The following is a 23,282-nucleotide window of genomic DNA, read 5'->3' as shown; positions in this document are numbered from 1 at the left end:
AGAACCTGCATTAACCTTCTAAGGCAGCAAGTAAATCAGCCGGTTTCAAATAACCGCCGATAACATCACCTTCAGACGTAATGATTGTCGGTGTACCGGTGACGCCTAGCTGCACGCCAAGCATATAATGTTTTTTCACCATATTCGGGGTTTTCAATTCTTGCGGTAAATGCCCTTTTTCCGCTTCATTCAAAGCGAACATAGGATCTTTTGCCGTCCAAATCGCTTCCATTTGACGTGCTGTTTGATTATCCAAACCACCACGCGGGAACGCCAAATAACGTACGGTAATGCCTAAGTCGTTATATTCTTTAACTTGTTGATGTAATAAATGGCAGTAATGACAGGTAATATCCATGAAAACCGTGACAACATGTTTTTCATTTTTTGCCGGGTACACAATCATTTCGCCTTTCAACGCATTGACTTTTTCCATCAGCAATTTATTAGAAACGTTGCTGATGCCGTTATCGGTAAGTTTATAAATTTTACCTTGAACTAAATAACTGCCATCTTCGCTGGCGTAGAAAATACCTTGATCACTGACAACGGTTTTCAATCCTTTAATCGGGGAAGTTTGAATATCAATCTCTTTTGCACCTAATTTTTCTAATTTACTTTTCAGCGCCGCATCATTCGCTGATGCTTGAAATGCCAAGGTGATAAGAGAAAGTGCGGTTAAAATTTTTTTCATTTTTTGTTCCTAAATTGTGAAAATGACGGCAAATTATAAAATCAATTGATCGCTTATGCAAAAGCCCCATTCAATTTTCATGATGAATCCCCTTTCGCCCTACCAAATCCATGGAAAATCCCTTATAATCCCGCACTTAATTTAGTCTTTAAACACATTTAATTATCATGTTTGAAATCAATCCTATCAAAAATAAAATCACCGATTTAACTGACCGCACTTCGGCGCTTCGGGGGTATCTTTGACTTCGACGCCAAAACCGAGCGTTTAGAAGAAGTCAACGCTGAATTGGAACAGCCTGATGTATGGAACGACGCAGAGAAAGCGCAAGCCCTCGGCAAGGAGCGCGTTTCTTTAGAACAGGTGGTCAACACCATTAAAAATTTAGAGCAAGGTTTGAAAGATGTGGACGGCTTATTGGAACTTGCCGTAGAAGCGGAAGACGAAGACACCTTCAACGAAGCCGTTGCCGAATTAGACGAACTGGAACAACAACTTTCCAAACTGGAATTTCGACGCATGTTCAGCGGCGAACATGATGCCTGTGATTGCTATGTGGATTTACAAGCCGGCTCCGGCGGTACCGAAGCGCAAGACTGGACGGAAATGTTACTTCGTATGTATTTGCGCTGGGCGGAAAGCAAAGGGTTCAAAACCGAATTGATGGAAGTCTCTGACGGCGATGTGGCAGGTGTTAAATCTGCTACCATTCGTGTTAGCGGCGAATATGCCTTCGGCTGGCTACGCACGGAAACCGGTATTCACCGTTTAGTACGCAAAAGCCCCTTTGACTCCAATAACCGTCGTCATACCTCATTCAGCGCAGCTTTCGTCTATCCTGAAATTGACGATGATATTGATATCGAAATCAATCCTGCCGATTTGCGTATCGATGTGTATCGCGCCTCCGGTGCGGGCGGTCAGCACGTAAATAAAACCGAAAGTGCGGTGCGAATTACCCACATGCCAAGCGGCATTGTGGTGCAATGTCAGAACGATCGTTCTCAACACAAGAACAAAGATCAGGCAATGAAACAACTTAAAGCGAAGTTGTACGAATTGGAATTGCAAAAGAAAAATGCCGACAAACAAGCCATGGAAGACAACAAATCCGACATCGGCTGGGGCAGCCAAATTCGCTCTTATGTGTTAGATGATTCTCGTATTAAAGATTTACGCACCGGCGTAGAAAATCGCAATACGCAAGCAGTGTTAGACGGCGACTTGGATCGGTTTATTGAAGCCAGTCTCAAAGCCGGATTGTAAAAGTGCGGTCGTTTTTAAACACGTTTTTTAAAATTGAAAATTAAAGGTAAATAAAATGTCAGAACAAGAAGTAAAAGAGTTAGATCTCAACGGCGAAATGTTAGTCCGTCGTGAAAAATTAGCCGCCCTGCGCGCGAAAGGTAATGCGTTCCCAAACCAATTCCGTCGTGACGCACTCGCTCAAGATTTGCATGATAAATATGATGCGGAAGAAGGCGAAGCATTAAAAGAACAACATATTGAAGTGGCGGTTGCCGGCCGTATCATGACGCGTCGTGCCATGGGGAAAGCCACGTTTATCACCATCCAAGATATGAGCGGCAAAATCCAGCTTTATGTTGCACGCGACAATCTACCTGAAGGCGTATATGGCGATGATGTCGGCCACTGGGATTTAGGCGATATCGTGGGCGTGAAAGGTTCATTATTCAAAACCAAAACCAACGAACTCACCGTTAAAGCCACCGAAGTGCAATTGCTGACCAAAGCATTGCGTCCGTTACCGGATAAATTCCATGGCTTAACTGACCAAGAAGTGCGCTACCGTCAACGTTACTTAGATTTAATTTCTAACGAAGAATCCCGCCGCACTTTTATCATTCGTTCAAAAGTGGTTGCAGGCATTCGTGAATACTTCCTTTCCAAAGGCTTTATGGAAGTAGAAACACCGATGTTACAAGTGATTCCCGGCGGTGCTTCAGCACGTCCTTTCGTGACACACCATAACGCATTAGACGTAGATATGTACTTGCGTATTGCCCCTGAGCTTTACTTAAAACGCTTAGTGGTCGGCGGTTTTGAGCGCGTATTTGAATTAAACCGTAACTTCCGTAACGAAGGCGTTTCCGTTCGTCACAATCCGGAATTTACCATGCTTGAATACTACCAAGCCTATGCCGACTATCACGATTTAATGGATAACACCGAAGAATTGTTACGCAAACTTGCCATCGATATTTTAGGGACAACTATCGTGAAATACGGTGAGTACGAATTTGACTTCGGCAAACCATTCGAGCGCATTACCTTACACGACGCCACCATTAAATACGGGGCAGACAAAGGTATCGTAAAAGAAGATTTATACGATATTGATCGCGCGAAAGCAGTTGCCGCTCGCTTAGGTATTGAAGTACAAAAATCTTGGGGCTTAGGCAGCATTGTTAACGCGATTTTTGAAGAAGTGGCAGAACATCATTTAATTCAACCGACTTTCTTAATGGCACACCCGGCGGAAATTTCACCATTGGCGCGTCGTAACGATGAAAATCCGGAAGTCACCGATCGCTTTGAACTCTTCATCGGCGGACGTGAAATCGGTAACGGTTTCTCCGAATTGAACGATGCGGAAGACCAAAATGAACGTTTTGACGCCCAAGTAGCCGCCAAAGAAGCCGGCGATGACGAAGCGATGTTTAAAGACGAAGATTTCGTTGTCGCCCTTGAACACGGTTTACCACCAACAGCCGGCGAAGGATTGGGTATCGACCGTCTCGCGATGCTTTACGCCAACGCCCCATCCATCCGCGATGTGATTTTATTCCCGGCAATGCGTCAGAAATAATCAAAATCAAATCATCCAAAAAAGGAAGTCATTCGACTTCCTTTTTATTTACCCTTTATTTCCACCAATAAATTTCCCTTTTAAGAACAATAGGTTAAGCACTGCAAATATAAAAGGGATTTTATTATGTAAATACGCCTATAGCTTGGTATATCAGGCATTTTCAATTAAAATGTCTACTTCACTGCCGAATAGGCAGCTTAGAAAACAACAAAACAAATAAAAAAATATTTATTTGCCTTCACTGCCGAATAGGCAGCTTAGAAATATTGCATTTGTTTTGTAGCGTGATTCTTTCCCTTCACTGCCGAATAGGCAGCTTAGAAATGATAAGAAATAAACATAAAAAAGCCAATATACTTCACTGCCGAATAGGCAGCTTAGAAAATTCGGTGCTAATCCCTAAGCCAAAAAGAAGACTTCACTGCCGAATAGGCAGCTTAGAAATATACAGAGGTAAAGACTTTTCATGTATAATTCTTCACTGCCGAATAGGCAGCTTAGAAACTAAAAAACTCAACCACCGCAAGCGGTGTTTTCCTTCACTGCCGAATAGGCAGCTTAGAAATTATTAAAGTTACCTCTAATCTCTAAGCTATCCTTCACTGCCGAATAGGCAGCTTAGAAACAATATCTTTTGAGCCGTCATTGTTTTTCCCTCTTCACTGCCGAATAGGCAGCTTAGAAATATAAGGGGCGACATTATGAACACTAACCAAGCTTCACTGCCGAATAGGCAGCTTAGAAAACTATGTGAGAATCTTTTTAGTTATTGGCTTACTTCACTGCCGAATAGGCAGCTTAGAAAGGTCTGTAATACCATTTTTTCTTTTGACTTGCCTTCACTGCCGAATAGGCAGCTTAGAAAACATAACGGCAAAAGCTGAAATGCTTACAAAACTTCACTGCCGAATAGGCAGCTTAGAAACAACACCTTTACCGCTTCGAGTTGGCGCACCAACTTCACTGCCGAATAGGCAGCTTAGAAAAAGATCCACTTTTTGAAATGGCAACTTCTACACTTCACTGCCGAATAGGCAGCTTAGAAAATAAAAAACTCAACCACCGCAAGCGGTGTTTTCTTCACTGCCGAATAGGCAGCTTAGAAACATACCAATCAGCATTTTTTTTATTGTTGTTTCTTCACTGCCGAATAGGCAGCTTAGAAATGATAAGAAATAAACATAAAAAAGCCTATATACTTCACTGCCGAATAGGCAGCTTAGAAATATTCGGCAGTGAAGTAGACATTTTAATTGAACTTCACTGCCGAATAGGCAGCTTAGAAAAATATCAAAACATGACATTAACTTAAATCCCTCTTCACTGCCGAATAGGCAGCTTAGAAATGCCATTTTTACCGCGCTTTGCGGTGGCTTCGCTTCACTGCCGAATAGGCAGCTTAGAAATTCGGCGTGGCGGCCAAGTCTTCGGCGTCTGACTTCACTGCCGAATAGGCAGCTTAGAAACCAATTTCGACCAAGAAAAACGGCTGAATGGCTTCACTGCCGAATAGGCAGCTTAGAAAAACACCGATACTGCCGACTTATTAGACCCATACTTCACTGCCGAATAGGCAGCTTAGAAATGCGTTTCTCGTGGGCTGTTGCCTTGCCACTTCTTCACTGCCGAATAGGCAGCTTAGAAATTCCCCGGTGAATGTATGCCGCCGAAAGAAGGCTTCACTGCCGAATAGGCAGCTTAGAAAATAAAAAATATGCAATTAAACCAAAAAAGAAACTTCACTGCCGAATAGGCAGCTTAGAAAACCGAGCAGGCGGCGAAATCGGTGCAGTGCATCTTCACTGCCGAATAGGCAGCTTAGAAACATGCCATCAAGTAATCGGGGCGGATTTCAACCTTCACTGCCGAATAGGCAGCTTAGAAAGTTGTGGCTTTGTCGTATGCTTTTTTTACCGCCTTCACTGCCGAATAGGCAGCTTAGAAATTTCCGCCGCCATTTATAGACTTCCTTTGATGCTTCACTGCCGAATAGGCAGCTTAGAAAGCATTGCAGCAGCTTGAAGAATTAAAAGTAGCCTTCACTGCCGAATAGGCAGCTTAGAAATTTTCCAGCACCTGTTCGGATGTTAGTTCGGGCTTCACTGCCGAATAGGCAGCTTAGAAATTGTTGTTTTTGCTTTCGCCGTTTTGCTTTTACTTCACTGCCGAATAGGCAGCTTAGAAATGATTTAAACGCTAAAGACAAAATGCGCTTTACTTCACTGCCGAATAGGCAGCTTAGAAATTTTAGTTTCTTTTACGTTTAAATTCCTTTAACTTCACTGCCGAATAGGCAGCTTAGAAAAAATCACTTTGATACCTTCCACCATCATTTGGCTTCACTGCCGAATAGGCAGCTTAGAAACTACCCATCACAAAAATCGTGATCCACTGTTCCTTCACTGCCGAATAGGCAGCTTAGAAAAACTGATAAAGTAGATACTATATCGAATTTTTCTTCACTGCCGAATAGGCAGCTTAGAAACTTGACAAAAACCGCTCCACCCATCGCATTTAACTTCACTGCCGAATAGGCAGCTTAGAAATTGTGGTCAAAACTTAAAATTATTGTTTATCTCTTCACTGCCGAATAGGCAGCTTAGAAAACATAACGGCAAAAGCTGAAATGCTTACAAAAACTTCACTGCCGAATAGGCAGCTTAGAAATAATTTGTCTGATGTTAAAGAATACGCCAAAGCTTCACTGCCGAATAGGCAGCTTAGAAAACTATGAGTGTACTGTACAACTAGCGCAGGGTCTTCACTGCCGAATAGGCAGCTTAGAAATCCGATGTCAACGGCAATCTTGTGTTTACCGACTTCACTGCCGAATAGGCAGCTTAGAAATGTCTAATAGGTCGGCATACTTGCGCATATCCCTTCACTGCCGAATAGGCAGCTTAGAAAAACACCGCAGCTAACATCACAAACAATTATTACTTCACTGCCGAATAGGCAGCTTAGAAATACACGCAGCCGTGATGAAAGCAATGAATGACCTTCACTGCCGAATAGGCAGCTTAGAAATTGTTTTTCTCTCTCTTGTTTTATTCTTTGTGCTTCACTGCCGAATAGGCAGCTTAGAAAATCACTTCGTCCATACCGTCTAAAGCGGGGTTCTTCACTGCCGAATAGGCAGCTTAGAAATTGTGATGCCATACTGGTAATGGTATAGCCTACTTCACTGCCGAATAGGCAGCTTAGAAATCTGTATAGGCCACTATATTTTTAATATAGGACTTCACTGCCGAATAGGCAGCTTAGAAAATTAGTCGCTGTTGCGGATGATTTGGCAGCCGCTTCACTGCCGAATAGGCAGCTTAGAAATTAACCGGTTATTTAGATAAAGCGACACCGATCTTCACTGCCGAATAGGCAGCTTAGAAAGCCTACATTTCCAAATACATTTCAAAAAATATCTTCACTGCCGAATAGGCAGCTTAGAAAGCATATTGAAATCAACCATCCGCACTTAAAAACTTCACTGCCGAATAGGCAGCTTAGAAAAAGCGCATTGGCTAAACGGTTGTAATCCATCTCTTCACTGCCGAATAGGCAGCTTAGAAAATTGGTGGTTTCTGTCAACGCATGAGATAACACTTCACTGCCGAATAGGCAGCTTAGAAATAATTCTGATTGCAAATGCGTGTCTTTTTCTTCTTCACTGCCGAATAGGCAGCTTAGAAATTGGTTTGGCCGTTTATTTATCGTAACTACTCCTTCACTGCCGAATAGGCAGCTTAGAAAGTGAGAGCTCGGCAAAAATGAGCGTTAGCAGACTTCACTGCCGAATAGGCAGCTTAGAAAACAACGCTGTTTGTTGGGTGGCGCCACGTGCTCTTCACTGCCGAATAGGCAGCTTAGAAATGACTGACCAATTCGACCGAGCGCAACAACTGCTTCACTGCCGAATAGGCAGCTTAGAAATTGGGTTGTTTCCGGCATTATTGCCGCTCCTGCTTCACTGCCGAATAGGCAGCTTAGAAAGTTTGCTTAAAGTCACCACTTGACCGACTGATCTTCACTGCCGAATAGGCAGCTTAGAAAATATTGATTCTAACACCACCGATCGCACTGTACTTCACTGCCGAATAGGCAGCTTAGAAATTATGGTTCGGGCGGGAATGTATCATCCGCAAGCTTCACTGCCGAATAGGCAGCTTAGAAAGAAAAAGAAAATTCAACTTTAGAAATTCTTGGCTTCACTGCCGAATAGGCAGCTTAGAAAAGTTACAAAACGACCAGGCAGACTTATTAACCCTTCACTGCCGAATAGGCAGCTTAGAAAATTAAAAAGACCGCACTTTTGCCCGTGCACTTCTTCACTGCCGAATAGGCAGCTTAGAAATATGCGTGGCTCGGTCAAATGCCAGGGCTTAACTTCACTGCCGAATAGGCAGCTTAGAAAATAGTAGGCAATGCTCTATATGGCGATCAATGGCTTCACTGCCGAATAGGCAGCTTAGAAAAGTCCGCCGGTATTGGTCGGGATAATGCCGCCCTTCACTGCCGAATAGGCAGCTTAGAAACGATTGCTTTTAGCATCATGCCAAATCCGCTGACTTCACTGCCGAATAGGCAGCTTAGAAATTTGTCCGGGTGAAAATAGTTTGAGTGGTGACCTTCACTGCCGAATAGGCAGCTTAGAAACAAGCGCGGTAAAAGTCCGAAGATTTTACGCCACTTCACTGCCGAATAGGCAGCTTAGAAATGGTCGATTCGTGAAGTGTTGCGTCGCTTAGGCTTCACTGCCGAATAGGCAGCTTAGAAAAAAATCACCCAGCGCGGTTTGGATGTGGCAAACTTCACTGCCGAATAGGCAGCTTAGAAATCGGACATATCGGGCGCATAGTAAGTATTAAGCTTCACTGCCGAATAGGCAGCTTAGAAATGAAACAAGTGTGCCAACTCATACGCCATGTTCTTCACTGCCGAATAGGCAGCTTAGAAATACTATTTCGCGCACGAAGCCTTTATTGATGCCTTCACTGCCGAATAGGCAGCTTAGAAATTTAAATTTTCGTGCGAAATATCAATTTCGACCTTCACTGCCGAATAGGCAGCTTAGAAAACTTCGCCGGCAAACCAACGCGGCTTGTCTGACTTCACTGCCGAATAGGCAGCTTAGAAAATCGCAATATCTTAATCCAACAAGCGAGCGATCTTCACTGCCGAATAGGCAGCTTAGAAATTGGCGTGCTAGGCTCTCACGCAGTGCATACACTTCACTGCCGAATAGGCAGCTTAGAAACGACATGAATTCAAAAGTTCAGGACGGCGAAAACTTCACTGCCGAATAGGCAGCTTAGAAAGCCAACACCCTGCCCAAAGTGCGCAACAATGCCTTCACTGCCGAATAGGCAGCTTAGAAATATTTAAACACCGTTTGGCAACAATACCGCGCCTTCACTGCCGAATAGGCAGCTTAGAAATTTATGGGGGTTTCATTATGCCGAATTTTATTCTTCACTGCCGAATAGGCAGCTTAGAAATCTTTTCATGCGACACACAGCCACGGAGAAAACTTCACTGCCGAATAGGCAGCTTAGAAAAAAACGGCAAGCGCGTTCGCAAGTGGTTTTTGCTTCACTGCCGAATAGGCAGCTTAGAAATTTAAATCGTCCCCGAATTGGTTGTTAGATTTCTTCACTGCCGAATAGGCAGCTTAGAAATAAATGGATGCCGTTTGTTGAGGAGTATTTGGCTTCACTGCCGAATAGGCAGCTTAGAAAATCCGGAATATAAAAACCGTAGCAATTTTTTGCTTCACTGCCGAATAGGCAGCTTAGAAATTTGTGTGATACGTAACTGCTTGCCTGTTTACCTTCACTGCCGAATAGGCAGCTTAGAAATTTAAAGCGGGCAATATGCAACAACGCGCCGCCTTCACTGCCGAATAGGCAGCTTAGAAAGCCTAAGCCGGGCGGGAATCGGTGTGCGGTGACTTCACTGCCGAATAGGCAGCTTAGAAAGTAAGGATCAGGCGATTAAATTAGATTACGAGCTTCACTGCCGAATAGGCAGCTTAGAAAATGCTTTTCAGTTTGGCTTCGGTGAGTAAATACTTCACTGCCGAATAGGCAGCTTAGAAAGCTTCCATCAAGAGTTTGCCTACATCCGATTGCTTCACTGCCGAATAGGCAGCTTAGAAAATTGCGTGCGGCGAGGTGCGTAAACAGGCAAGCTTCACTGCCGAATAGGCAGCTTAGAAATCTTTTAGATATTCCTGCGTTTCTCGTGGGCTCTTCACTGCCGAATAGGCAGCTTAGAAAGCACTCGGAAATGCAACGATTGCGCCCACCGGCTTCACTGCCGAATAGGCAGCTTAGAAAAACCGAATAACCAACGACCGCCAAAGTGCGGTCTTCACTGCCGAATAGGCAGCTTAGAAATCACGATTCGGAGCCTGCCAATCATCACAATAACTTCACTGCCGAATAGGCAGCTTAGAAAATGTCAAACAAATCACGCACTTGTTCAAAACACTTCACTGCCGAATAGGCAGCTTAGAAATGTATTGACTTACCAAAAGGGCAACTTACCCACTTCACTGCCGAATAGGCAGCTTAGAAAAAAACGGCAAGCGCGTTCGCAAGTGGTTTTTACTTCACTGCCGAATAGGCAGCTTAGAAATTGGACTTGTGTCAGTAACTGTAACCGCCGAACTTCACTGCCGAATAGGCAGCTTAGAAATGTGCCGCTTTCGCTGCTTTTTGGGTGTGGCGCTTCACTGCCGAATAGGCAGCTTAGAAAAAGAAGAAATCATTGCGCTTGATGAAATGTTTCTTCACTGCCGAATAGGCAGCTTAGAAATTTTCACCACGCATAATCGGGTTAATCAGTTCCTTCACTGCCGAATAGGCAGCTTAGAAAGCAAATATCTATAGTTTTTTCAATTGCTCTATCTTCACTGCCGAATAGGCAGCTTAGAAACACTGCTCAAAATCTTTTAGACATAAATCAACCTTCACTGCCGAATAGGCAGCTTAGAAAATTATTGACCGCGCTTTTGATGTTGACAAGGACTTCACTGCCGAATAGGCAGCTTAGAAAGAGGACATGGAAGAAAAAGACACGCATTTGCACTTCACTGCCGAATAGGCAGCTTAGAAAAAGAACAGCGAGTAGATAATTGGGAGTCATTTCTTCACTGCCGAATAGGCAGCTTAGAAAATCAGAAGATATAGCAAACTATCAGCCAATCGCTTCACTGCCGAATAGGCAGCTTAGAAAATATGGCTTGGGCGCGTGCGGCTATCTTGCACCTTCACTGCCGAATAGGCAGCTTAGAAACAGTTGAGAAAGCAAAATCCACGAAGTCATCACTTCACTGCCGAATAGGCAGCTTAGAAATATTGCCCGAACGTCAATCGGCTTGTCAAGTACTTCACTGCCGAATAGGCAGCTTAGAAATCTCCCTGTTATTTTCAAAAAATTACCAGACGCTTCACTGCCGAATAGGCAGCTTAGAAAGAATTAAGCATAAGAATTAAGCCTGATGATCCCTTCACTGCCGAATAGGCAGCTTAGAAATTATATCGCTCCGGAGAATAAGGTGGATCTAACTTCACTGCCGAATAGGCAGCTTAGAAAACTCCCAGAAAAACATCCGGAAGACACTCAAACTTCACTGCCGAATAGGCAGCTTAGAAATCGGGAAAAATACGGCTCATCAGTCGTAAAAGACTTCACTGCCGAATAGGCAGCTTAGAAATTGTCTTCATCGTCAAAAATCTCTTCTTGGATCTTCACTGCCGAATAGGCAGCTTAGAAAGGCTTGAAAGCGGAAGAAAACAAAGAAGGCAACTTCACTGCCGAATAGGCAGCTTAGAAAACATGCCGACAATATCAAGTGCATTTTCTGATCTTCACTGCCGAATAGGCAGCTTAGAAAAGCGTCAAAATCGCCCGTTTGCGAGTTTGGATCTTCACTGCCGAATAGGCAGCTTAGAAAACTTTTGGATAGCAGTAGCGAATACGTTCAGTCTTCACTGCCGAATAGGCAGCTTAGAAATCGTACGTTGGCGCATTTTGGTCTTCATCTTCCTTCACTGCCGAATAGGCAGCTTAGAAATTTTAATACAGATTTCACCCGGGCAATTTCTTCTTCACTGCCGAATAGGCAGCTTAGAAATCCGACGAAAGCTGTAAGCCATAAAGATAACGCTTCACTGCCGAATAGGCAGCTTAGAAAACATGGACATCACCATCGAGGTGCGTAATTGCCTTCACTGCCGAATAGGCAGCTTAGAAATTCATCGTCTCCTTCTCCTTCTCCTTCACCCTTGCCATCTTCACTGCCGAATAGACAGCTTAGAAATGTTTTTGATCTCCAATGCGTTCTATTTTTGCCTTCACTGCCGAATAGGCAGCTTAGAAAATTGTTGATAAAGTGATTTAACCGGCTCAACACTTCACTGCCGAATAGGCAGCTTAGAAAGTATAATTCTTGATGATGGAATAGCGAACCGTCTTCACTGCCGAATAGGCAGCTTAGAAAAACAAATCAGGTGACGACACCGAACAAAGCTACTTCACTGCCGAATAGGCAGCTTAGAAATACGCACACATTGCGGCACTTTGCCGCAAGATCTTCACTGTCGAATAGGCAGCTTAGAAAACCGTGCCCGCTAGAAATTGCGTTGATATAATCTTCACTGCCGAATAGGCAGCTTAGAAACAAGATTTTGCGGGTGCGTACATCCTGCCAAACTTCACTGCCGAATAGGCAGCTTAGAAAATTTACAGCCCATTCAAATCTCCCCTAACCCCCTTCACTGCCGAATAGGCAGCTTAGAAAATGTCCAAACATCAAAACATGGGCAGTCTTTAACTTCACTGCCGAATAGGCAGCTTAGAAATAATAGGGTTAGATTGGGGTACAGTATTGTGACTTCACTGCCGAATAGGCAGCTTAGAAATACATCGAACAGGAGCCGGTTGAAGTGGATGACTTCACTGCCGAATAGGCAGCTTAGAAAATGCAGTTAGTCAATTAGCCTCTTTAGCTCAAGCTTCACTGCCGAATAGGCAGCTTAGAAAGTAAAAACTACTCGCGCACAATCAACGGGACGCTTCACTGCCGAATAGGCAGCTTAGAAAACAATCTCATTGTTAAACGGATAGCCGTTATTCTTCACTGCCGAATAGGCAGCTTAGAAAATGCTAAAAAATGGCGTATTACAAGCCCTGCTACTTCACTGCCGAATAGGCAGCTTAGAAAACGTTACGACAACAACCGGTCACGTGCGCAAACTTCACTACCGAATAGGTAGATAAAAACGCCTAAAAAACTGACCGCACTTTTTCTCACAACAAAATCAAAGATGCTAAAGCTACACGTTTAATGTCTGAAAAGTAAGTTTATTGCTATAATCATAAACCTACTGAACAAGTAGCTTAGAAAATAGGTGTTTATTTGAAACTTTAACTGCCGAATAGGTAGAGCTATATATAACAAATATAAATAATTTCGTGATCTCACTCACAACTTTAAAATCACATGATTGTTTATCGATATATTAAGCATACAATAAAATCTGAAATTAAACTCCTATGGATAAATACAATGATAACTAAAACAAGCATAGTAAAAACTATCCGACAATTTCTTGTTGAACAAAATCATAAGAAATCGCAAACCGATAGGAAAAAACTAGAAAATGCCAATCTTTCAGATAAAGAGGAATTACTAAAAAAAATTGCCGACTACGACGAAAAATATCGTTTTGATGTTTGGATTCCAAATGCGGCGCTTGTTTTAGCAAAACAGCTTTATTTTGGAACGCATATTTCTCGAGGCATTCATTCTTCCTCAAAAGGAGACAACGTAAATTTTCAATCTGCTCCGACGCTTCCTCCTGAACTTGTCGGTTCGCAATTAATCCCTAAATTAGAACTTGATGCAAATGGAAACGCGGCGGCACTTCCTTTGGCCGGTTTTTTTAATATTATTGTTGATGCAGAAAAAGGGGTTACACTGAAAGAATTGCTACTCACCGATGATCCTCGTCTCGAAGGCTGTTTTGCAGATGATCCGGAATTATCGAATCAATATAAAGTCTGCTTTCAAAATGCCTTAAAAGGTGATTTAACAAAACCTAGTAGCGATGAACGTAATAAACAAATTTTATGGGTAAATCACCCCGACTCTCAAGAAGATACCTACACTTGTTTAGTACCGTTACATCCATCCTCGTTAACAAACCATTTTTATTATAAAATCAATCAATTACGTTACTCCGACACGAACAAGCAGGCATTATCCAACCGCTATAAAAAAGATACGGAACAGTTTTCCTACACAACACTGCAAGGTATTGGCGTCACTGTTCTTGGCGGCACCAAGCCGCAAAATGTTAGCCAACTGACCAGTAATCAAGGCGGGCGAAATTATTTGCTTCCTTCCCTTCCCCCAATTTTTAAATCGCGAGAACAGATACGCTTAACCGAAAAACAAACGACAATCTTTAACCGTCGTTTAGCTTATGCTTGTCGTGAGAGCTTTAATCTGTTGTATGAAGTTGTTGGAGCGGAAAAGAATATCTATCCGGAAAGAGACAAGCGCAAGTTTGCACTGGAGTTAATTGCGCAAACGGTTTTAATTCAGGCTGAGCGGATTCAAAAAACTCATCCGGCAGGTTGGAGTAAAGACTATTCGCTCAACGAATATCAAAAGTATTGGTTAGATCCAGGTCGTGCCGAACTTGATGGTGAAGAGATCTTCCGACAACACGCTGAACAAGATAATTGGAGTGCTGAAATCATTCGTCAATTTGCGCTGTGGATTAATGCTTGCCTAAAATGGCGTTTCAAATCCATTCAACAAGATTTTGCAACACCGGAATACAACCAATGGTGCAGAGATATGGAACAAGCCATTGCCGCACAAGCCCGCTTAAACAAATAAGGATCCAATATGAACGCTGATTTTTATCTGGTTTTCAAACACATTAATATTCAGTCCGCCAATGCCATTTCGGGTCCTTTAAGCTATGGTTTTCCTGCCATCAGCGGATTTGTCGGTGCAATACATGCATTGAGCCGTAAATTCAATGGCGAAGCGCTATTAAATGGCGTCATGATTGTCTGCCATCATCATGAGTTACAAGCTTATCAATCCACTTCATTTTCCGACCGCACTTTTATTCAAACCCGCAATCCAATAAGAAGAAATGGAGAAACGGCTCCGATTATTGAAGAAGGCAAAGTACATTTAAACGTTTCTTTGGTCGTTGAAGTACGAATTCCCGACAGAGCACTTTCTCGTCACATCAAAAATGACGCCGATTGTGATGAAGCTAAAGATTTCTTATCAAAGTGCAAAACACAGCTTATGCAACAACGGATTGCCGGCGGTTCCGTTTTCAGTATTGAAGACGTTCAGTTACGTCATATTGAGGAAGAATGGATAATCAAAAGCCAATTACTTCCAGGATTTGTGTTGGTGGATGCGCAAGCCGAACTGATTGAAATCACAAAAGAATTGCAACAAGGCTTGAAACAAGGGGGCTTCGTTATTTTAGAGGCGAAGCCTGACAGTACCGCATTAGATGCATTGATCGAAACGGCGATGTTGCACCATATTCCCAATCACCCGGATGCCAAAGCAAATGAATGGCAAAGTTACAGCATTAAACAAGGCAGAGGTTGGCTTGTGCCAATACCTGTGGGCTATCAAGCGATTTCCCCGATGTTTGATGCTGGACAGCTACAACATTGCCGCACACAGGATTACCCGAGCCAATATGTGGAAACCTTATATAGCTTAGGCAAATGGGTTTTCCCACTTAATTTACCGCAAGATTTATCCCGCTGTTTTTGGCGCTATACCGAACCTAAAAACGGCTTATACCTCATTTCACAAGGAGACCAATAATGAGCAAATCAAACACAACCCCAAGCGTACTCGCATTTGAACGCAATTTAGATATTTCCGATGCATTTTTTACGCAATGTAACAGCCAAGATAAAAATCCGGTTGAAGAAGCCGTTAAAATTCGTGAAAAGTCCGTTCGCGGCACCATTTCTAATCGCCTTAAAAATACTCTTACGAATGATCCAGCCAAATTAGATGCGGAAATTCAAAAACCTAATTTACAATGCGTTGATGTCGCCATGTTAAATGCTCAAAACGATATGTTGGTTGCACGTTTTTCCTGTAAAGTCTTGCCTTTTAATGGAACTCCTTGTGTTTGCAACGATCAAGGTTATCAGGACAAAGTGATTAAAACCGTACAAAGTTATATTGAAAATCAAGGCTTTTCAGAACTTGCCAAACGCTATGCTGCCAATATTGCCAATGCCCGTTGGTTGTGGCGTAATCGAATGAATGCGGAAAGCATTAAAATTGAGGTAGAACTTAATGACAAAACGCTTACTTTCGATAACGCTAAAGTCCTTTCATTAAATCACTTTGATGATGAATCCGTCGAACTCAAAGCACTTACCGATTTCATCGAGTTAGGATTAAGCGGCAAACAATTTGTAATTTTAAATGTCACGGCTTATGCCAAAATGGGTTATGGACAAGAAGTTTATCCGTCACAAGAGCTTATTCTTGACTCCAACAGTCGCAAAAGTAAAACACTCTACAAAGTTGAAAATGAAAAAGCGGCCATGCACTCGCAAAAAATTGGCAATGCTATCCGCACTATTGATACATGGTACAAATCCGATGCCGAATTCCCAATTCCGGTGGAACCTTATGGTGCGGTCACCAATTTAGGCACGGCGTTCCGTCAACCAAAAGAAAAATTAGATTTTTATACTTTATTCGATAATTGGGTCCTCAATGATGAAACGCCTGAGGTTAAACAACAGCATTATGTCATTAGCGTACTTATCCGTGGCGGTGTATTTGGTGCAAGCGGTAAGGAATAACCATGACACAAACCCACTACATTGAAATCAAAGCGATTCCGCAAGTGGATATGTTGCAAACGGAGGTCATCAGCTTCTGTTTGCAAAAACTTCACCAAATTCTACCGAACTTTGAAGGCAGAATCGGTCTTGCGTTTCCCGCTTATGGCAAGGATAAGACCCTCGGCGGCATTATTCGCCTCTTCGGATCAGAGAATGATTGCGGTTTTATTTATTTTAAATTGCAAGAACTGCACGACTATGCACTGATTAGTGAAAGCATGCAGATTCCGGAAAAAGTCAGAAGCTACCGTGTTTATCAACGTGTTCAGTCGAAAGGACAAAGTGCCCTTCGACGGGCGGAAAAACGCTTAAAGGCACAAGGTAAATGGAGCGAAGAAGTACGACAAAATATGCTGCAAAAACAAGCGACTCAACGTATCTATCCACACGCACATTTGAAAAGCAGTAGCACAAAACAGCAATTTATTTTAGCCATAAAATCCGTCTATAAAGCAAAATCCGTCGAAGGAACTTTTAGTGCCTACGGTCTAAGCCAAACGGCAACCGTTCCGCATTTCTAAACTAATAGCCTGTTTAAATGCGTTTTAAACAGGCTATAAACTTACTTTAATCCTCCCGCCAGAATCCCAAGGTTTCGTTAAAACACCATTGTCCCGCGCTTTCGTCTAAGGTGACTGTAGCGTATTTTAATGCAGTAAAGAGTAAACTTTCCTCTCTCAAATTCTCAGCCAACTCACTTAATGCAAGCGGCAAAGACATATCTAACCAGGTTTTAACAAAATCATTTTTCACGTTTAATGCCCGATAACGGAATTCCGGTAAAGCATCTTGCGGGTTATCCGGCGTATCCCATGCGCGTTCTTGTTCTCGAAAATAGGGTATGCCGTCTTCATCCAATAAACAGACAATATTTCTCTGTTTGCGTGATTCTCGAAAACGGCTCATAAGCGCTAAATTAGCGGTAAACCGATTACTCAATGCATTATCCCAATACGCATTCACACAATTTGTATTGGGATTATTCAGCAAATCTGCCGTGACTTGATGTTCTAAGTCAGCCAAACAAAAGTGCGGTCGAAAATCCGAGCGTTTTATAATACGAGGCAACGAGTCAATTCGTTCAAGTTGCTCTACTGGAATCAATTCTTCCGTACGGTGTGTTTCTAACGGATGCTGTTTATCCTCAAATCCCGGCTTCTTAAAAATCTCCCCTGTTTGCCCGGCTAAACCGCGCCAATTTGTTGGAAGTAAAGCAATATTAGGTTGCTCTGCGACTTTATCAGGGCGATGTCGCCAAACACGCCCAGCAAGCTGAATAATAGAACGCATAGAAGAAGGATCAACAATCGCCCAATCGTAATCATGATCTCGTCCGACTTCCGTCACCGGACTCCCCAGTACAATAAATAACTGATGTTTAGCTTGAGATGTCGCCACGGCAGCCATCACTTCAGGTTGGCTAAAGATTTTTCTACTATCCGTACGATTTAAAATGCGATCAAGTTTTTCTTCTAACGTTGAGCGAAGAATCAATAATTGTTTAGAGTGATAACAACATAAATGGATTTGATAGTCCTGCCACTCCGGTTTCATTTCTAATTGAAAAAGTTGCTTAGCAATCGGAATCATCGGTTTGATATTGGCAAAACGGATTAACCCGAAGCTAATTTGTTTTTTGGTCACTGAATCGTATTCACTGTGAATATTATGCAAACTAATGGCTTGCTGCACTAAATGTTCTGCTAGAGTTGATACATCAAACAATTGATTTTCAATTTTCTTTAATGGTGGCAAAGACATAATTTGTGCTTTTCTACGTACCGATACTTTACGTAGTTTGTCCGCGCGTTGTTGGACAAATTGTTGATGTGCTGATTCAAACGCCTCAAGATCTGCACAAGTCGCCGATTTTTGTTTAAATTCATCAAACCAAGCACAACAAATTGCCTTTTGATTAAGTCCTTGTTGACGATTATAAATTTCCCGCCCTGATTGATATGCGCGGAATAAACCGGCAATAAAATCAGGTGTCAGCGTTGCTGAAGACAGCAAAATGCGTGAACCAAACAAACCGGCAAGATGGACTAAACGAGAAAGCGCCGGTAAATCATCTTGGTTAAAATCGTCCGGTTCATCCAAAATTAAATCTGAAGTCAGTAAACGCAACATAGGCACAATATATTTGCCGCCGCGTGCCGTTTCGCTCGCCCCCATTAAATGATCGACAGTACAAGTGACAATTGGTGCATAAAATAATTTTCGAGCCTTAGGATCTTGCAAAACCGCTGCAAACTTTTCATCTTCAAGAGCAGACTCAATAAAATCGGCACCGTAAACTTCATTTTCCTCAAATTCAAGTCGAGCAGATTCACTGCCATCATTTTCTTTTGTTTGTTGCAATTCATATAGTTTTCGTACCGCACTTCCGCCGACCAAAACGGCTAATGCCTCCTCGGTCAAACTTAATTTCTGTTGTAACGCCTGCCCTGTTTGTAACGTTAAAACCCGCAAACCTAATGCCGCGGTAAAACGCGCCCCCTTTTGCGGATCAGCCAGCGCATACATAATGCGTGCATTCCCCAAGGTTTTACCGCAACCGGTACTGGCTAAATTCACAGAAAACAGACCGCACTTTTCCGTATCATCACGAATGGTTTTCGCTAAATCAAATGCCGCATTCTGCCATTGAAAACGTGAAATAGAAGTGCGTTTTACAAAAGCCTTATGCTGTTTCACGGCAGGCAATTCTGCCTTTAATTTAGGCAATAAGCGTGAAAAATAAACTGCCGTTTTACAAACACCAAGTAAGTGCTCATCCAATGCCTGTTTCGCCTGGTGGTTTTTATCCGTATTCGCAATGAGTTTGTAGTTAAAATCTTTGTCACCTAACATTATATCCGCTGGTAAAGAAGAGTAATGATGATCCCCTACCATCAAACATAAGCGGGTCACCAACAAGAAAAAGGGATCAGAAAAATCCATAGTAAGTAATGTCGGATGGTTCAATGCCTTTTTCGCCCAACGACTCATTGTTTTTTGCCAAGACCGACTGTCCGTCGCCAAAAAATCGAATTGCCAAAATTGCTTTTTATTGGGATGGGTACTTTTCTCGTTTTTTACCCATTGATCGGTGGGATAGAGTTGATGTTGATAAAAATTTTCCCATTTAGCGTCATCCAGATAAACGCTCTTTTGGTTTCTTACGTTTAATTCCCTACTTACATCACTAAAAAATGGCAAACGATGGTGCGAGGTGATTAACCAAATCAATGTTCTTGCCAGAGGAGGTAAATGACTAAAATCCGCCTTATTCACGATTTTAGGTTCATCAATATTGAGTACATCCAACCAATTTTTTTTATATTCCGACCAGTTTGCTAAACGCTCCAGCCATTCTTGATCTGTCTGACAACCGGAAATCATCGCTTCAAATAAGCGAGCTGAAATCCATTCATGGCGAAAATAATCTGCATGAGAAAATGCCTGAGGTTTCAATTTCAACTGAAAAGCTTTATTAGCCTTACCTAAGTCGTGCAATAACGCGGCAAGTGCGGTCACAATTTGGATTGAATACGCATGTAACCAGCCACCTTCATCCTCCGTTCGTAAAATATTGCGTTTGGTTCGATTTGTCGGTACGCGACCTTCTGCATTAAATTGTGATTTATCGCCCACAATCCAAAGTAATTCCGTTAAATTTTTACCATGCGTCCAATAACACGCGACTGCCGTATTTTTGCGCGCGGTTTGTCGTAGCATTTTATGGAGCGTGTCCAGTCCTGCTTGAGTTATCGGCGTTTGCCATACACGATCGCCGCAACGTTCGGCAAATTGATCTAAAATGCGACGGGTTTCCGTTAACGCATTTTTCTGGCATTGGCTAACCAGCAAAATGTTCATTTCGTGCCCCCCTGAGCAGCCAGTTGTTTCAACCCATCAATGATCAAATCTAACGCTTCAAAACGGGCAAAATTTTCAATGCAGGTTTGGCGAAATTCTTTTTCTGTATCGCCATTTTGTGAAGAAATAAAGGCTTGTGGCAAAATCATAGCATCCTTAATCATATCCGCCGCGTCAAATACCAAACCGCCACGGCGTGTTTTTCCGTGCAACACAGCCAAACCGTGTGGTAAACCGAGCACCCAACAGGCTGTTGCGCCCAGTCCATATGCTAAATAATTGCCGTGATCCAACAATTGATTGGTTAAATCAATGCTGTTGCCTCGCTCACTACGCACAAAATTCGGATCACGAAGCGTAAAATAATTGGCTAATTTATACACTTCTTTCGTAAAACGGCCCTCTGCCGCTAACAACGCCTGGCTATTCGCTACCTGTTGAAATTCAACTTGAAATTTCTGAATGACAGCATCCAGTATGTCCAAATCAAACTCCCAATCTAACTTTTGCCAACTTCTTCGCAAAATTTGCAATCTGATATGTTGCAATGATTTAGCAATTAACAAACGTTTTGTGTCATCAAACCAAAAAGCACACCATTGCTGCAAATATTCCACTGGTCGATACTCACTTTGTGGGCTAAAGAAATCACAACCGATTTCAGCCTCAGTCCCATTAAATAACGGGGTGCCACCACCACTACAAAAACCCACCATCACTCCTGCTTTGGCAAGCTCGCGCATCGCTGCTTGTGTAATAGAAGTTCCACTTCCTAGCAATAAGCACGTGGTATTAGCAATAGGAATGTTCCAATACAAGGATTCATGGCCTTGATCGGTCACATACTCCACTCGTCCACCATTGAGTAAAACCCGGCAATGTTCTAAATAGTACAAGTTAGCGCGTTTAGAATGCAGAATTGTTTTAAGATCGGAAGAAGGAATATAAGGGGTTTTAGGCATGAAATTGCTCCTTACATAAGATGAAATTTGTCAAAAATGCTACTGCTGATATATCAAGATGATCAAGAGATTTCTTATTTAGGAAAGAAATTTTCTTTTATTTTCATTATGTTCTCACTATACAGACCAAGACCATCAACATGAAATAAACTTTTTAATCAAATTCTTAAATTTCACTTGATCGCTATATATTTAATTGTATAATGAACCCGTTTTCATTTAAGATAGTCGTCATTCTTAAACACAATGGCCGGTGCAAACACTCCCCCACGTCTTTATCAAAGATATTCGCACCGGCCATTTTTTTCTTCTTATTCCTCGCTAAAGTCATTATCATTACGCCATTCTTTTCTTCATTCAGAGAACATTTATGCATAATTTAGCCCTAGAAAACCTACTTAATCAAAAGCTCAATAGCGATACCATCAACGACTACGCACCCAATGGCTTACAAGTGGAAGGCAAGGTCGAAGTCAAAAAAATCATCACCGGCGTCACCGCCAGCAAAGCGTTAATTGATTATGCTGTTGAACAAAAAGCCGATGCATTGCTCGTTCATCATGGTTATTTTTGGAAAAGTGAAAATCCTTGTATCCGCGGCATGAAAGGCAAGCGAATCAAAACGTTATTAATTAATGACATCAATTTATATGGCTATCATTTGCCTTTAGATGTTCACCCCGAACTCGGCAACAACGCCCTGCTCGCCCAATTGCTCGGCATCGAAAATCTTCAACCGTTAGAACAAAACGCGATCAGCATTCCGGTATGGGGTACGTTAAAAGAACCGTTAACTGCAGAACAATTTGCCGAACGTATCGAACAGGTGCTAAACCGCAAGCCGTTAATTTGCACAGAAAACGGACCGCACTTTATCCGCAAAATTGGTATCTGCACCGGTGGAGGTCAAGGTTACATTGATCTTGCTGCAGCCCAAGGTTGTGACGCCTTTATCACCGGAGAAATATCTGAACAAACGATCCATTCTGCGAGGGAGCAAGGGATTCATTTCTTTGCTGCAGGTCACCACGCCACCGAACGTTATGGCGTAAAAGCCTTAGGCGAGTGGCTGGCAAAAGAACAGGGTTTTGACGTGGAATTTAAAGATATGGATAATCCTGCTTAACTGGTTAAACCACAGATCGCTACATTGCTCAAAACAAGCAAAACAAGTATAATTTCGCCAATTTTTTCACTAAAACAAACAGGAATAATTATGGGTTTCTTAACAGGTAAACGTATTTTAGTCACAGGTCTCGCCAGCAATCGTTCTATCGCCTACGGCATCGCAAAAGCGATGAAAGAGCAAGGCGCAGAATTAGCGTTCACTTATTTAAATGAAAAATTACAACCGCGTGTTGAAGAATTTGCCAAAGAATTCGGCGCAAACATCGTTCTTCCATTAGACGTTGCTACTGATGAAAGCATTCAAAACTGTTTCGCAGAATTAAGCAAACATTGGAATAAATTCGATGGTTTCGTACACGCTATCGCATTCGCACCGGGCGATCAATTAGACGGCGACTATGTGAATGCGGCAACCCGCGAAGGTTATCGCATTGCCCACGACATCAGCGCATACAGCTTCGTGGCAATGGCGCAAGCGGCACGTCCATATTTGAATCCTAACGCAGCATTATTAACCCTTTCTTACTTAGGTGCAGAACGTGCGATTCCAAACTACAACGTGATGTGTTTAGCCAAAGCCTCTCTTGAAGCTGCAACCCGCGTGATGGCAGCGGATTTAGGTAAAGACGGCATTCGCGTGAACGCCATTTCCGCAGGTCCGATTCGTACCTTAGCGGCTTCCGGCATTAAAAACTTCAAGAAAACGTTGGCAACCTTCGAGAAAACTGCTGCATTACGCCGTACCGTGACAATCGAAGATGTAGGCAACTCCGCGGCGTTCTTATGCTCTGATTTAGCCTCCGGCATCACCGGTGAAATCGTCCATGTTGATGCAGGCTTTAGCATCACCGCTATGGGCGAACTAGGCGAAGAATAATTT

The 23,282-nt window shown here is 42.6% G+C and carries 11 protein-coding genes and 1 CRISPR repeat array; of the genes, 8 read left to right on the top strand and 3 right to left on the bottom strand.

Going from position 1 to position 23,282, the window contains the following annotated elements; genetic code table 11:
- Positions 1–10 precede the first annotated feature (10 nt).
- Positions 11–694, bottom strand: coding sequence for a bifunctional protein-disulfide isomerase/oxidoreductase DsbC (gene dsbC / locus LQ983_RS08480; RefSeq protein ID WP_109103996.1), 684 nt, complete (start codon positions 692–694; stop codon positions 11–13).
- Between the two features lie 167 nt (positions 695–861).
- Between dsbC and prfB the strand changes: the two genes are divergently transcribed.
- The 6 genes from prfB (at position 862) to cas6f (ending at position 16,972) form a co-directional block, all read left to right on the top strand.
- Positions 862–1,960 (top strand): peptide chain release factor 2 gene (prfB, locus tag LQ983_RS08475; RefSeq protein WP_109103997.1). Its coding sequence is split into 2 segments (ribosomal slippage): positions 862–936 and positions 938–1,960, totalling 1,098 coding nucleotides; the frame shifts between segments, so codons are not numbered across the junction.
- A gap of 55 nt (positions 1,961–2,015) precedes the next feature.
- Positions 2,016–3,524, top strand: a complete 1,509-nt coding sequence (gene lysS / locus LQ983_RS08470) for a lysine--tRNA ligase (protein ID WP_109103998.1) — start codon at positions 2,016–2,018, stop codon at positions 3,522–3,524.
- 179 nt (positions 3,525–3,703) lie between these two features.
- A CRISPR array of direct repeats spans positions 3,704–12,810; the repeat unit is 28 nt; unit sequence CTTCACTGCCGAATAGGCAGCTTAGAAA.
- Positions 12,811–13,095: 285 nt separating this feature from the next.
- Complete coding sequence (csy1, locus tag LQ983_RS08465; protein ID WP_230622349.1) at positions 13,096–14,436, top strand: type I-F CRISPR-associated protein Csy1; 1,341 nt, start codon at positions 13,096–13,098, stop codon at positions 14,434–14,436.
- A 9-nt stretch (positions 14,437–14,445) separates the two neighbouring features.
- Positions 14,446–15,405 carry a type I-F CRISPR-associated protein Csy2 gene (gene csy2, locus LQ983_RS08460; protein WP_230622348.1) on the top strand — a complete coding sequence of 320 codons (960 nt, stop codon included), beginning with the start codon at positions 14,446–14,448 and terminating at the stop codon, positions 15,403–15,405.
- Entirely contained in the window at positions 15,405–16,409 is a 1,005-nt protein-coding gene (csy3, locus tag LQ983_RS08455) for a type I-F CRISPR-associated protein Csy3 (protein ID WP_230622347.1), read from the top strand. Before csy2 ends, csy3 begins: the two co-directional genes overlap by 1 nt.
- A gap of 2 nt (positions 16,410–16,411) precedes the next feature.
- Positions 16,412–16,972, top strand: coding sequence for a type I-F CRISPR-associated endoribonuclease Cas6/Csy4 (gene cas6f, locus LQ983_RS08450; RefSeq protein WP_230622346.1), 561 nt, complete (start codon positions 16,412–16,414; stop codon positions 16,970–16,972).
- Between the two features lie 46 nt (positions 16,973–17,018).
- Here the strand turns inward: cas6f and cas3f are convergent, their stop codons facing one another.
- Entirely contained in the window at positions 17,019–20,312 is a 3,294-nt protein-coding gene (gene cas3f / locus LQ983_RS08445; protein ID WP_230622345.1) for a type I-F CRISPR-associated helicase Cas3f, read from the bottom strand.
- Positions 20,309–21,274, bottom strand: coding sequence for a type I-F CRISPR-associated endonuclease Cas1f (cas1f, locus tag LQ983_RS08440; protein ID WP_230622344.1), 966 nt, complete (start codon positions 21,272–21,274; stop codon positions 20,309–20,311). The genes cas3f and cas1f overlap by 4 nt, the downstream gene beginning before the upstream one ends.
- Before the next feature lie 370 nt (positions 21,275–21,644).
- On the opposite strand from cas1f, the gene LQ983_RS08435 reads away from it, so the two are divergent.
- Both LQ983_RS08435 and LQ983_RS08430 read left to right on the top strand, forming a co-directional pair.
- Positions 21,645–22,400, top strand: a complete 756-nt coding sequence (locus tag LQ983_RS08435) for a Nif3-like dinuclear metal center hexameric protein (RefSeq protein WP_230622343.1) — start codon at positions 21,645–21,647, stop codon at positions 22,398–22,400.
- Between the two features lie 90 nt (positions 22,401–22,490).
- Positions 22,491–23,279 carry an enoyl-ACP reductase gene (locus tag LQ983_RS08430; RefSeq protein ID WP_230622342.1) on the top strand — a complete coding sequence of 263 codons (789 nt, stop codon included), beginning with the start codon at positions 22,491–22,493 and terminating at the stop codon, positions 23,277–23,279.
- The last annotated feature ends 3 nt before the right edge of the window (positions 23,280–23,282 follow it).

The sequence above is a fragment of the Aggregatibacter sp. Marseille-P9115 genome, assembly GCF_920939465.1.
Classification (GTDB): Bacteria; Pseudomonadota; Gammaproteobacteria; order Enterobacterales; family Pasteurellaceae; genus Aggregatibacter; species Aggregatibacter segnis_B.
Note: the sequence above shows the minus strand (reverse complement) of the source record. Positions and strands in the feature narration are given on the sequence as shown.

What these genes read in the sequence shown, in the direction of transcription:
- cas6f (WP_230622346.1), top strand. Translation starts at nt 16,412, where the DNA reads ATGACACAAACCCACTACATTGAAATCAAAGCGATTCCGCAAGTGGAT.
- LQ983_RS08435 (WP_230622343.1), top strand. Translation starts at nt 21,645, where the DNA reads ATGCATAATTTAGCCCTAGAAAACCTACTTAATCAAAAGCTCAATAGC.
- csy2 (WP_230622348.1), top strand. Translation starts at nt 14,446, where the DNA reads ATGAACGCTGATTTTTATCTGGTTTTCAAACACATTAATATTCAGTCC.
- cas3f (WP_230622345.1), bottom strand. Translation starts at nt 20,312, where the DNA reads ATGAACATTTTGCTGGTTAGCCAATGCCAGAAAAATGCGTTAACGGAA.
- cas1f (WP_230622344.1), bottom strand. Translation starts at nt 21,274, where the DNA reads ATGCCTAAAACCCCTTATATTCCTTCTTCCGATCTTAAAACAATTCTG.
- LQ983_RS08430 (WP_230622342.1), top strand. Translation starts at nt 22,491, where the DNA reads ATGGGTTTCTTAACAGGTAAACGTATTTTAGTCACAGGTCTCGCCAGC.
- lysS (WP_109103998.1), top strand. Translation starts at nt 2,016, where the DNA reads ATGTCAGAACAAGAAGTAAAAGAGTTAGATCTCAACGGCGAAATGTTA.
- dsbC (WP_109103996.1), bottom strand. Translation starts at nt 694, where the DNA reads ATGAAAAAAATTTTAACCGCACTTTCTCTTATCACCTTGGCATTTCAA.
- csy3 (WP_230622347.1), top strand. Translation starts at nt 15,405, where the DNA reads ATGAGCAAATCAAACACAACCCCAAGCGTACTCGCATTTGAACGCAAT.
- csy1 (WP_230622349.1), top strand. Translation starts at nt 13,096, where the DNA reads ATGATAACTAAAACAAGCATAGTAAAAACTATCCGACAATTTCTTGTT.